Below are 12707 nucleotides of genomic sequence, written 5' to 3'. Positions count from 1 at the left end.
GGAATGCGGTCAAAACTGTGGGAGGGGGCTGGCTCCCGATGGCGGTGGGTCAGCTAGGGATGTAGTGGCTGACACACCGCCATCGGGAGCAAGCCCCCTCCCACATTGGATCTACAGTGTTCCGGTGATTGGGGCTTGCAGGTGTTGGGTGGGGAATGCCTTGGCGTAGGCGTGGCACACCCTCAACACCTGCTCATCGGCAAACCGCGCGCCCACCACATGCAGCCCCACCGGCAGCCCATTCGCCGCCAGCCCGCACGGCACCGACGCGGCCGGTTGCTGGGTGAGGTTGAAGGGGTAGGTGAACGGCGTCCACTGCGTCCATTCCTCCAGGCCCGAACCCGGCGGGACGGTATGCCCGGCCTCGAACGCGGTGATCGGCATCATCGGTGACACCAGCACGTCGTAGTGCTCATGGAACGCCGCCATCCGCGCGACCAGCGCCGCACGGGCTTCCAGGGCCGCATTGAAATCATCCAGGCTCAAGCGCTCGCCCCGTTGCGCGATGCGCAGCAGGCCGGGGTCCAGCAGCTGTTTTTGTGCATCGCTCATGCTGCGAGTCAAGCGCGCGGCGCCGGCGGCCCACAAGGTGCTGAAGACTTCCAACGGGTCGCTGAAACCGGGGTCGATCTGTTCGACATGGGCGCCCAACTGCACCAGGCCATCGACCGCTGCGGCGACCACCCTGGCCACCTGCGGGTCGACATCCACGTAACCCAAGGTGGGGCTGTAGGCGACGCGCAATCCCTTCAGGTCGTTACCTGGCGTCAGCCACGGCGTGGTCCTCGGCGCACCGATCAGCCCGTCCCGCACGTCCGGCTGCGCCACGGCCTGCAGCATCAGTACGCTGTCTTCCACGGTGCGCGTCATCGGGCCCAGGTGCGACAGGATCGTCATCGAGCTTGCCGGCCATTGCGGCACATAACCAAAGGTCGGCTTGATGCCAAAGGTGCCGGTGAACGCACAGGGAATCCGGATCGAGCCGCCCGCGTCGCTGCCCTGGTGCAGCACGCCGAGGTTCAGCGCCGCTGCCGCCCCGGCGCCACCGGACGAACCGCCCGCCGTGGTGCGGGTGTCCCAGGGGTTGCGCGTGATGCCGTACAGCGGGTTGTCGGTGACGCCTTTCCAGCCGAACTCCGGGGTGGTGGTCTTGCCCAGCAGCACCGCGCCGGCCTTGCGCATGAAGGCGGTGAAGGGTGCATCGACGTCCCACGGCCCTTCGGCGGACGTGGTGCGCGAACCCTTGCGGGTGGGCATGCCCATCGTCAAGGTCAAGTCCTTGATCGAGGCCGGCACGCCATCCAGCGCGCCGCAGGGCTGGCCTTTGAGCCAGCGTTGCTCGGCGGCGCGTGCCGCATTCAACGCACCTTCCGGGTCCACATGGCAGTAGGCATTCACCTGCGGGTTATAGCGCTCGATACGCAACAGCGCGTCCTCGGTGACCTCCACCGGCGACAAGCTCCTGTCGCGAAAATGCTGCAGCAGTTGCACCGCCGTCAGTTGGCCGATTTCGCTCATGGCTGGGCTCCCTGTGCGGCATTGACCATGGCGCGCAGCAGCACCGCGCAACCCGCCGCCAGGTCATCCGGCGCGGCGTTTTCGATTTCGTTATGGCTGATGCCGCCTTCACACGGCACAAAGATCATCCCGGCCGGGCCCAGTTCGGCGACGAAGATCGCGTCGTGCCCGGCGCCGCTGACGATATCCATATGGCTCAGGCCCAAGGCCTTCGCGCCGTCGCGCACGGCGTTCACGCAGGTGGGGTTGAAGTCCAGAGGCGGGAAGTCGGCGGTGGGGGTCAGTTCGAACGTCAAGCCGTGCCGGGCGGCGCTGGCTTCGATCACGCCGCGCACTTCGTCGACCATGGCGTGCAGCTTGTCCGCATGCAGGTGGCGCAGGTCGAGGGTCATGTGCACCTGGCCGGGAATCACATTGCGTGAGCCGGGGTGCAGGCTCAGGCACCCGACGGTGCCGCAGGCGTGAGGCTGCTGCTGATGGGCGATGCGGTTGACTGCGCTGACCACCTCGGCGGCGCCCACCAGGGCGTCCTTGCGCAGGTGCATCGGCGTCGGCCCGGCATGGGCTTCGACGCCGGTAAGGGTCAGGTCGAACCATTTCTGGCCCAGGCAACCCATCACCACGCCGATGGTGGTGGCCTGGTCCTCCAGCACCGGGCCCTGTTCGATATGCGCCTCGAAATACGCGCCCACCGGATGGCCCAGTACAGGGCGGGAGCCGGCATAACCGATGCGCTGCAATTCTGCGCCCACCGACAGGCCATGTTCGTCCTGTTTATCGAGGGTGTCCTGCAGGTCGAACTTACCGGCGAATACCCCGGAGCCCATCATGCACGGCGGGAAGCGCGAGCCTTCTTCGTTGGTCCACACCACCACTTCGATGGGGGCTTCGGTTTCGATCTGCAGGTCGTTCAGGGTGCGGATCACTTCCAGGCCGGCCATCACCCCGTAGCAGCCATCGAACTTGCCGCCGGTGGGCTGGGTGTCGATGTGGCTGCCGGTCATCACCGGGGGCAGGGCGGAATTGCGCCCGGCGCGACGGGCAAAGATATTGCCGATGGCGTCCACAGTCACGCTGCACCCGGCGGCCTCGCACCACTGCACGAACAGGTCACGGGCCTGGCGGTCCAGGTCGGTCAGGGCCAGGCGGCACACGCCGCCTTTGGCCGTGGCGCCAAGCCGGGCCAGGTCCATCAAGGATTGCCACAGGCGGTCGCGATCGATCAGCGGGGCGTTGCTGGTTAGCGGTTGCGCAAAGCTGTTCATGAGCATTCTCCGGTCAGGCACTCAGGGCCAGGTAGCGGTTCTTGATGGTCGGGTCGGCGCGAAAATCTGCGGCGCTGCCTTCGTACACCACGCGGCCCTGTTCGAGTACGTAATGGCGGTCGGCAAGCTTGTCGCAGACCATCAGGTTCTGTTCCACCAGCAACACGGGCAGGCCGTCGTCCTTGACCTTGCGCAGGATCTTCACCAATTCGTCGACGATCACCGGGGCCAGGCCTTCGGTAGGTTCATCGAGGATAAGCAGCTTGGGGTCGTTAAGCAGCGCGCGGGCGATGGCGAGCATCTGCTGCTCGCCGCCGGAGAGTGCATGGCCGGCGTTCTTGCGCCGCTCCTTGAGGCGCGGGAACATGCCGTACACATCCTCCAGCTGCCAGCGGCTGGTCTTGCGGGCAGCGATGCGCAGGTTTTCCTCGACGCTGAGCAGGCGGAAAATCCCACGGTTCTCCGGCACCAGTGCCAGGCCCTGGCGGGCGATTTGGAAGATCTTCTGGCCCACCAGCGCCTGCCCGTTGAAGTGAATCTGGCCCTGGCGCGGGCAGATGATGCCCAGGATGCTGCGCAAGGTCGTGGTCTTGCCGGCGCCGTTGCGCCCGAGCAGCGTCACCAGTTCGCCGGGGTTGACGGTCAATGACACGCCTTCGAGCACGTGGCTCTTGTCGTAGTAGGAATGGATATTCTCGACGATCAGCATCAGGCGGCCTCTCCCAGATAAGCAATGCGCACACGTTCATCGGCGCGCACGAATTCCGGCGTGCCTTCCACCAGGATCTGCCCGTGGCTCATCACGGTGATGCGTTGGCTGATGGACATGACGATGCTCATGTTGTGTTCGATCAGCAGCACCGTGTGGTCGCGGCCCAGATCGCTGATCAGTTGGGTCATGATCGGAATGTCATCGATGCCCATGCCCGAGGTGGGCTCGTCGAGCATCAGCAGTTTGGGCCTGGAGCAGATCGACATACCCACTTCCAACACCCGCTGCTGGCCGTGGGACAACTCGCCGGCCAGGGTGTCGGCGCGAGCGGTGAGTTGCAGGCGCTCGAGCACCTGGTCGGCCATCTCCAGGTGTTCGCGCTTGCTGTCCACGCGGCGCCAGAAGTTCAGGGCGCGCGCACCGTCACGGCCCTGGGCGGCCAGGCGCAGGTTTTCGCGCACGCTGAGGTTCTGGAACAGGCTGGTGAGCTGGAACGAGCGCGCCATGCCCAGGCCGACGCGGGCGTGGGCCGGTTTGCGCATCAGGTTCCTGCCGTCGAAGTGGATCGCACCGGCGGTGGCCTGACGCTCACCGGTGAGGCAGTGGAACAGGCTGGTCTTGCCCGCGCCGTTGGGGCCGATGATGGTGTGGATGGTGCCGGTCTCGACCTTGAGGTTGACGCCATTGACTGCATGGAACGCGCCGTAGGCCAGTTCCAGGTCTTGGGTTTGCAGCAGGATGCTCATAGCACGTCCTCCTTGGTGACGACGCTGGGCTTGCGACTGGCGCGTACTTTTTCGTACAGCGCGGCCAACCCGCCCCACAGACCGCCGCGCATGAAGATCACCACCAGGATCAGAATCACCCCCAGCAGCATCAGCCAGCGCGGCCACAGGTCCGACAGGAAATCCCCCAGCAGCACGATGGAACCGGCGCCCAGCAACGAGCCGAACAACGAGCCGGTGCCGCCGACGATGGTCATGATCAGGATGTTCTCGGACATCGCCAGGTCGATGTTCGACAGCGGCACAAAGTGCAGCAGCATCGCGTACAGCGCCCCGGCGATACCGGTGACCGCGCCCGACAACACAAACACCAGGATCTTGAAATGCCGCGTGTCGTAGCCGATGGCCGAGGCGCGGGTTTCGTTTTCGCGGATCGCCATCAAGGTGCTGCCGAACGGCGAGGCGATCACCCGGCGCGCGCCGATAAAAATCAGTAGGAACAGCACGGCGACAAAGCCGTAGAAGGCGCGTGCATCGGCCAGCGACAGCAGCACCGTGTCACCGATACGAATCTCCGGGCGCGGCACGCTGAGCAGGCCGTTGTCGCCGCCGGTCCAGTCGCTCAGGGTGTAGGCGACAAAGTAAGCCATCTGGCTGAAGGCCAGGGTGAGCATCACGAAGTAGATGCCGGTGCGGCGGATGGCCAGGGCACCTACCAGCAACGCCAGGAAACCGCCAACGACGGCGGCACCGAGCAACGCCGTGAACAGGCCCCATTGCAGGTGGATCATCAGCAACGCCGCGCAATACGCACCGGCACCAAAGAAAATGCCTTGGCCGAACGACAACAGCCCGGTGTAGCCCAGCAACAGGTTGCAGGCCAGGGCGGCCATGGCAAAGATCAGGATTTCGCTGGCCAGGGTGGCCGAGGGCAAAACCAACGGCAGGCCGATCAGCACCGCCACGACCCACAGCAACATGGCGCGCGATTGCGTCTTGGCAAACGGCAGGGGATTTTTCTCGCTCATGTCAGGCTCTCCCGAACAGGCCGTAGGGGCGTACCAGAATCACCACGGCCATCGCGCCGTAGATCATCAGGCTCGCACCCTGGGGCCAAAGTGTGGTCATCAGGCTTTGCACCACGCCCACCAGCAAACCGCCGACCAGCGCGCCGCTGAACGAACCCATGCCGCCGATCACCACCACCACGAAGGCGATGCCGAGAATCTCCGGGCCCACGAACGGCTGCGCACCCCGCAACGGCGCGAACAGCACACCGGCCATGCCGGCCAGGCCAACGCCGAGGGCGAAGGTCATGGAGAACAAACGGAAGATATTGGTGCCCAGCAGCGATACGGTTTCGGTGCTCTCACTGCCGGCGCGTACCAGCGCGCCGAAGCGCGTGCGTTCCAGCAGCAGCCACAGGCCCAGGCCCACCACCGCAGAAAACACGATGAGGAACAGGCGGTAGTAGGGGTAGACGAAATCGCCCACCACCAGCACCCCGCGCAGCAGTTCCGGCACCGCGACGCTCTTGCCCACCGGGCCCCAGATCATCACGCTGGCTTCCTGGATGATCAACGCGATGCCCAGCGTTACCAGAATCTGGAACATGTGCGGCAAGTGATAGATGCGTTGGATCAGCAGGCGCTCGATCACCCACGCCAGCGCAGCCACCACCAGCGGCGCGACCAGCAGCGCCAGCCAGAAGCTACCGGTGAGGCTGACAGCGGTGTAGCAGATATAGGCGCCCAGCAGGAAGAACGCGCCATGGGCGAAATTGACGAAGTTGAGCAGCCCGAAAATGATCGTCAGCCCGACCGCGATCAGGAAGTAGATCATTCCCAACCCGAGGCCGTTGAGTATCTGGAACAGGTAAAGATTAAGCATGCGCAAGCCCTCAGCAGGAAGCCGGTGCGATATTCAGGGAATCAGGCGAGCGTGCAGCCCGTGGCTTCCACCGGCGGGAAGGACTGGCCGGCGCTGAGCACCTTGGCCAGGTCGTCCTTGTCGGTCATATCGGCGGCGGCCTTGCCGATCAGCAGGTAGTAGTCCTTGATCACCTGATGGTCGCCGGCGCGGATCGATTCCTTGCCGGTCGGGCCTTCATAACTCAGGCCCTGCAGGGCCTTGGCCACGGTCGGCCCGTCGAAGCTGCCGGTGGCGACGATGGTCTCGAGCATCACCTTGGTGCTGATGTAGTCGGCGGCGAGCGGGTAGGTGGGGTTGATGCCATATTTGGCCTGGGTCAGCTTGACCAACTCGCGGTTGAGCGGCGTATCAACCTGGTGCCAGTACTGCGCGCCGAGGTACACGCCTTCGAGAATGTCGCTGCCCAGTTCCTGGAACTGGTCGAGGCCGGCGGACCACACCAGCAGCACCTTCATGCGTTCCTTGATGCCGAAATTTACCGCCTGGCGCAGGGTGTTGGATGACTGGCTGCCAAAGTTGAGCAGCACCAGTACATCGGGCCTGGTGGAGATGGCGTTGGTCAGGTAGCCGGAGAATTCCTGCTCCTGCAAGGAGTGGTAGCTGTTGCCGACGTGTTCCAGGCCATGTTCCTTGAGTACGTTTTTCGCGCCTTCGAGCAAGGCTTCACCGAACACGTATTGCGGGGTGATGGTGTACCAGCGCTTGGCGTCCGGCAGCAGCTTGATCAGCGGCACCAGGGTTTCGCGGATGGCGCCGTAGGTGGGCACCGACCAGCGAAACGTGGCCTTGTTGCAGTCCTTGCCGGTGACTTCATCAGCGCCCACCGGGGTCATGAACACGCCGCCGACCTTGTCGACTTCCTTGGCCACTGCCAGGGCCGACGAGGACAGCGTGCAGCCCTGGAAGAACCGCGCGCCGTCCTGCTGGATCGCTTCCTGCACCTTGCGCACCGCCTTGCCGGCATTGCCCTCGGTGTCGATGACCTTGTAGTTCAACGGGCGGCCGAGTACTTGCGGGTGCTGCTCCACCGCCAGGCGCGAACCCATGTCGGCAAACTTGCCATAGCTGGCAAAGGCGCCAGACATGGACTTGAGGCCGTAAAAGGTAAAGGGCTCGGCGGCGAATGCCGCACGCACGCTCAGCGGGAGGCTGAGGGCGGAGGCGAAGGTGAGACTGGCTTTCAATAACGTACGACGCTGCATGGGGTGACTCCCTGGTTTAGTTATTGGCAGGAGCGGCAAGGGCGATACGGTGGAGCAAGGGCCTGTGGGCAGGCGTTTTTTATTGAGGTGACGCGGGTCTATCGATTGGAATGCAAATCCCAATGTGGGAGGGGGCTTGCTCCCGATGACTGAGTGTCAGGCACTGCATCAGGTGGCTGATCCACCGCTATCGGGAGCAAGCCCCCTCCCACATTGGATTTGTGGTGTTTGGGTTAAGAGTGATCGAACTCCAGCAGGAAGTGCGGACTGACCTGGCCTTCCAGCGCGGTCATGTGGTGTTCGGCATCGCACATGTGTTCATGCATCAAGCTGCGCACCGCGCTTTCATCCCCGGCACGAAAGGCGATCAGCAATTGCTTGTGGTAGTCGAGGTTGGCCGCATCGAACTGTTTGCGCTTGGGCTTGTAGGCTTTTTTCAGCACCACCAGGTCGCGCAGCAGGTCGTTGAGGAACTGCGCCATGAAACCGAGCAGCGGGTTGGGGCAGGCCTTGGCCAGCAGGTTGTGAAATTCCAGTTCCGCCAGACGCTGTTCGCGCTGGCCGGCTTCGCTGTCTTCGGGGGCGCTGCAAAAGTCCACGTTGTCCTGCAAGGCCTGGTAGTCGCTCTCGCTCAAGCGCCCGAGCACCGACAGCGCCAGCTCCACCTCGATGACCTTGCGCAGTTGATACACCTGCCCGCCGTCCAGGTGCTGGAAGTGCAGGTAGTTGCGCAGTGCGCGGCTGGCGGGTTCGGTGCCGGCCTGGTTCAGGTAGGCGCCGCCACTGGGGCCGGTGCGCGTGCTCACCAGGCCTTCGACTTCCAGCGCCTTGAGCGCTTCGCGGGCCGAGCCCTTGGAGCACTGGAAGCTTTCCATCAGCTCACGTTCGGTGGGCAGGCGGTCGCCGGGCTTCAAGGCGTCGGTGACGATGGAGCGCTTGACCGACTCGACGATCACATCGGACAGCTTCTGGCGCTTGCGGCGTAGCGGACGACTCAGCATGGTTTCGATTTATCGTATTAATGCGGATAAATAGCACTTAATAACGATCGGGCCGCAGCGTCAACGCAGGGTGTCGTTTCTGGCATCAACAGGTCGTAAACGTCAGGGTCAGTCCCAGCCGCCACGGTCCAGGCAGCGTGTGTGCGTCGGTGGCTGTTTGCCGTAAGCCAGAAAATCACCAAGCCAGCGGCTGACACAGCCGTCACCGCTGGCCTGGGCGGGTTCCTTGAGCAGCAGCAGCTCGACGCCGGAAGCCACAGGTTCCCCGCGCCCGGCGTTGACCAGCACCATGCGCGCGATGCGTTCGGGAAACAGCGTGCCATAGCGGTTGCCCAGTCGCGCCGCGTCGGCATTGCCGACGTAGTTGAGTTGGGCCTCGCCCAATTGCACACGGACATACTCTATATCCCGCGCCGCCTGTTCGACGGCGGCGGCCTGTTGCAGGTCGCGGGGGCTCAGTTCGATCACGTCGTAGCGGTCGACTAACGTGCGGTAAGCCTGGGTGGCATAAGACTCCCAGCGGCTGACGAGATGCAGGGCAAAGGTGGCGTTTTTAGCTGCACGCGGGTCGCCGGACTGGATAAACACCACGCCCTCACGGTTGAGCGGGTCGCGTGCGCCGACGCGTGTCACCCTCAGGCGCAGGCGGCCGCGGCTGGGTGCAGCATGGTCGCGGGGCACCGTCACCTGGCCGCATTGGGTGCGCGCGAGGACTTCGGGGTCGAGCCGTTCAAACGCCGGGAAGGGGCAATCCAGTAACCAGTCAATGGCGGTGGGCGTGATCAAGGGGTCGGCCAAGGCCAGGTGGGCGATCAGCCAGGCGCCAAGGCAAACCAGGCATTTTCCAACAACGCAGGGTTTCATTAAAAGGTCCTGGACGAGCCGTGTGAAGGCGGCTTTTTTACCAAGGACCTTGGGTCTAATAATGTAAGGCGATTAAACGGTTTGTGTACGAAACTGGAGTTTCGTTTATCAGATGTCGCTACTCCAGCCACCGCCCAGCGCTTTATACAACGCGATGCTGGCCTGCAAGCGCGACAGTCGCAGTTGCACGTTCAAGTCCTGGGCCGCGTACAAGGTGCGCTGGGTTTCCAGCACCGTGAGCAAATCCTCGGCACCGGCCTGGTAACGGCTTTCTGCGATCTGGAACGCGGTCTGTGCCTGTTGCAACTCCTCGGCTTGCCATTGGCGTTGCTGGTCCAGCCGGGTGATGCTGCTGAGGGCTTTTTCCACGTCGGCAAAGCCGTTGATGATCGCCCCTCGGTAGGTGTGCAGCAGCTCATCCTGGCGCGCACGGGCCTTGTCGCGTTCCGCGCTTAAACGACCGTTGTTGAAGATCGGGGCCACCAGGCCCGAGGTCAGGGTGTAGAACGGGCTGCGCAGGATGTCGTCGGCTTTGTACGCGCCCGAACCCAGGGTCGCGCCCAGGGTGACGGCAGGCAACATCGCCGCACGGGCCACGCGCACATCGGCGCTCGCCGCCGCCAGCTGTGCCTCGGCCTGGGCCAGGTCGGGGCGCCGGCTCAATAACTGGCTCGGCACGCCGGGCCCGATGCTTGGCCAAGTCAGTGCCTGGAACGCCTCGTTGCCCAGCGCCAGCGCCTGCACGGGCTGGCCGAGCAACGCGGCAAGGGTGATCCGCGAATCTTCGGCCAACTGCTCGATCAGCGGCAGTTGCCGTTGCTGGCTGGCCACCAGGCTTTTCTGTTGCGCCAGCTCCAGGGCCGTGGCGGAACCGGCGTCGTAGCGGGTTTGCACCAGCTTCAGCACATTGCGCGCGTTCGCCAGGTTCAGCTCGGCGATCTGCACGCGCTGGCGCGCGGCCAGGGTTTGCGCGTAGCGGTCGGCCACGTTGCTGAGCAGGGTCAGCTCGACGTTGGCCTGGTCGAACTGGCTGGCCTGCAGGCTCTGCAGTGCACTGTCCCGTGCGGCGGCGCGGCCGCCCCAGAAGTCGAGTTCGTAGCTGGCCGTGAGGTTGGCGTCATAGCTGCTGACGGTTCTGTTGCTCTCGGTGGCGTTCAGGTCCGAGTTGCCGCTGCCGCGCAGCAGCTTTTCACGGCTGGCGGTGAGGTTGAACTTGACCTCGGGCAGCAGCGGCGCGCCGGCAATCACCGCCATTGCCTGCGCCTGGCGCACGCGGGCCATGGCGGCGGCAACGTCGAAACTGTCACGGCGCGCCTGGTCGATCAGGCGGTTGAGCGAGGGGCTGCCAAATTGTGTCCACCAGCGCTGGTTGGTGGCTTGGCTGGCCGCGCGCTCGGCGTATTGCCAGGCGGCGGGCGGCGCGATGCCGCTGTCGACGGCGGGCGCATTACCCGCACAGGCATTGAGCAACAGGCACAGGCTGAGCAGCGCCAGCGGCGGTGCGAGGGGTCGTTTATTCACTGGTCAACGCCTTAACCGGATCGAGCCGGGCAGCTTTACGGGCCGGCATAAAGCCGAATACGACACCGGTGACCAGCGCGCAGCCAAAGGCGCCGAGCACCGCCATCAGGGAAAACTGCACCGCCACCTCGGCCAGTACCAGCACGCCGCCCACCAGCAAGGCCAGGGCAATACCCAACAGCCCGCCGACCACCGAGAGCATCACCGCCTCGGTGAGAAACTGGCGCAGGATGTCGCGCTGACGGGCACCGGTGGCCATGCGGATGCCGATCTCGCGGGTACGTTCGCGCACGGTCATCAGCATGATGTTCATCACGCCGATGCCGCCCACCAACAGGGAAATTGCCGCAATCGAACCGAGCATCAACGACAGTGTGTTGGCCGTGCGCGCCTCGGCCTGGATCATCGCGGCGTTGTTGGTCAGGTGATAATCGTCCTTGCCCTGGTGCAGGCGCTTGAGCAACTGATCGATGGCCTGCTCGGCGGCGTTCACCCGGGTGGCGTCGGCGGCGGCAATCACCACGTATTCCGGGTTATAGCTGCCGAACAGGCGGATGCTGGCGGCGGAGTAGGGGATGGCAATGCGGTCATCACTGTCTTTGTTGCCCGAGCTGGAGCCTTTTTCCTGGAGCACGCCCACCACCTGGAACGGCACGTTTTCGATCAGGATGTACTGGCCGATGGGGTTGACCCGGCCTTTGAACAGCTTGTCCCGCACCCTTGCGCCGATCACGGCGACGGTGGCGGCGTTGCGTTCGTCGGCTTCGGTAAAGTAGCTGCCCTCGACCACCGGCCAGTTGAAGATGCTCGGAAACTGGGTGTCGTTGCCGCCGACATAGGCGATGTAGTCGATGTTGCCGAAACGCACGCCGGCTTCGGCGCCGTTGACCGGCATGATCCGTTTCACCTGGGGCAGGGTGGCCAGGGCGGCCACATCCTGGGGGGTGATGATGCCCAGGGGCGTACGCGGGTTGGGTGACGAACCACTGACATACAGGATGTTCGAGCCGAACGCGCCCATCTGCGCCATGACCTGGCGCTTGCTGCCTTCACCCACGGCCAGCATGACCACCACCGAGGCCACGCCAATAATGATTCCGAGCAGGGTCAGCGCGGTGCGAAAGCGGTTGATCCACATCACGCGCCAGGCCGCTTGCAATGCGTCGAGCAGTTCGGCCTTCCAGGCGCCGTTGTGTTCGGCGCCGTCGACCAGGCGCTGACGCAGGTCCACGGCTTGCAGCGCAGTGCTGTCCGCTTCGGCAGGCACGCAGGCCTGGGCGCCGGCCGAGTCGCTGATGATCAGGCCGTCGCGAATCTCGATGATGCGGTTGGCCCGTGCGGCCACTTCGCGGTCATGGGTGATCAGGATGACCACATGGCCCTGGCTCGCCAGTTCGTCGAGCAGGCTCATCACTTCGGCGCCGCTGTGGCTGTCGAGGGCGCCGGTGGGTTCGTCGGCGAGGATGATATGCCCGCCGTTCATCAGCGCCCGTGCGATGGACACCCGCTGCTGCTGGCCGCCGGAGAGCTGGTGCGGACGGTTGCCGGTGCGGTCGGCCAGGCCCAGGCGGGTGAGCAGGGCGGTGGCGCGGGCGTGCCGTTCGCTGGCACTGATGCCGGCATAGATCGCCGGCATCTCGACGTTTTCCTGGGCCGATGCCGACGGGATCAAGTGGTAGCCCTGGAACACGAAACCGAAGGCTTCGCGGCGCAGCCAGGCCAGTTCGTCGCTGCCCAGGTGGGCAACGTTTTCACCGGCGAACAGGTAGTCACCGTCGCTCGGGCGGTCGAGGCACCCGAGGATATTCATCAATGTGGACTTGCCGGAGCCGGACGCGCCGACGATGGCGACGAACTCCCCGGCATGGATCGCCAGGTCGATGCCACGCAGCACGTCGACCTGCGGGCTGTCGCCGCCGCCGTAGGATTTGCGGATGTGCTTGAGTTCGATCAGGGGCGTGGTCAAT

The 12707-nt window shown here is 64.5% G+C and carries 11 protein-coding genes; all 11 read right to left on the bottom strand.

Annotated features, from left to right (window positions below):
• Window positions 1–111: 111 nt before the first annotated feature.
• The 11 genes from C4J89_RS16790 to C4J89_RS16740 all read right to left on the bottom strand — a co-directional run bounded on the left by C4J89_RS16790 (window position 112) and on the right by C4J89_RS16740 (window position 12706).
• Entirely contained in the window at window positions 112–1518 is a 1407-nt protein-coding gene (locus tag C4J89_RS16790; RefSeq protein ID WP_124415076.1) for an amidase, read from the bottom strand.
• Window positions 1515–2783, bottom strand: coding sequence for a Zn-dependent hydrolase (locus C4J89_RS16785; RefSeq protein WP_124415075.1), 1269 nt, complete (start codon window positions 2781–2783; stop codon window positions 1515–1517). Before C4J89_RS16785 ends, C4J89_RS16790 begins: the two co-directional genes overlap by 4 nt.
• 13 nt (window positions 2784–2796) lie before the next feature.
• Window positions 2797–3492: an ABC transporter ATP-binding protein gene (locus C4J89_RS16780; protein WP_124367543.1), complete on the bottom strand. Its 696-nt coding sequence runs from the start codon at window positions 3490–3492 to the stop codon at window positions 2797–2799.
• A complete protein-coding gene (locus C4J89_RS16775) occupies window positions 3492–4241 on the bottom strand; it encodes an ABC transporter ATP-binding protein (RefSeq protein WP_124415074.1) in 750 nt (249 codons plus the stop codon). Before C4J89_RS16775 ends, C4J89_RS16780 begins: the two co-directional genes overlap by 1 nt.
• Window positions 4238–5248: a branched-chain amino acid ABC transporter permease gene (locus C4J89_RS16770; RefSeq protein WP_124415073.1), complete on the bottom strand. Its 1011-nt coding sequence runs from the start codon at window positions 5246–5248 to the stop codon at window positions 4238–4240. Before C4J89_RS16770 ends, C4J89_RS16775 begins: the two co-directional genes overlap by 4 nt.
• Window position 5249: 1 nt before the next feature.
• A complete protein-coding gene (locus tag C4J89_RS16765) occupies window positions 5250–6110 on the bottom strand; it encodes a branched-chain amino acid ABC transporter permease (RefSeq protein ID WP_124415072.1) in 861 nt (286 codons plus the stop codon).
• A 41-nt stretch (window positions 6111–6151) separates the two neighbouring features.
• On the bottom strand, window positions 6152–7354 hold the full coding sequence (locus C4J89_RS16760; protein ID WP_124415071.1) for an ABC transporter substrate-binding protein: 1203 nt from the start codon (window positions 7352–7354) through the stop codon (window positions 6152–6154).
• Window positions 7355–7587: 233 nt separating this feature from the next.
• Complete coding sequence (locus C4J89_RS16755; protein WP_124415070.1) at window positions 7588–8355, bottom strand: FadR/GntR family transcriptional regulator; 768 nt, start codon at window positions 8353–8355, stop codon at window positions 7588–7590.
• Window positions 8356–8463: 108 nt separating this feature from the next.
• Window positions 8464–9219, bottom strand: a complete 756-nt coding sequence (locus C4J89_RS16750) for an alpha/beta hydrolase (protein ID WP_124415069.1) — start codon at window positions 9217–9219, stop codon at window positions 8464–8466.
• A 108-nt stretch (window positions 9220–9327) separates the two neighbouring features.
• Window positions 9328–10740 (bottom strand): efflux transporter outer membrane subunit, encoded by a 1413-nt coding sequence (locus C4J89_RS16745; RefSeq protein WP_124415068.1) that lies wholly within the window; start codon window positions 10738–10740, stop codon window positions 9328–9330.
• A complete protein-coding gene (locus tag C4J89_RS16740) occupies window positions 10733–12706 on the bottom strand; it encodes a MacB family efflux pump subunit (protein WP_124415067.1) in 1974 nt (657 codons plus the stop codon). Before C4J89_RS16740 ends, C4J89_RS16745 begins: the two co-directional genes overlap by 8 nt.
• Window position 12707 lies beyond the last annotated feature (1 nt).

It is taken from the genome of Pseudomonas sp. R4-35-07, assembly GCF_003852235.1.
In the GTDB taxonomy this organism is placed as follows: Bacteria; Pseudomonadota; Gammaproteobacteria; order Pseudomonadales; family Pseudomonadaceae; genus Aquipseudomonas.
This window is presented reverse-complemented; position numbering and strand designations above follow the sequence as displayed.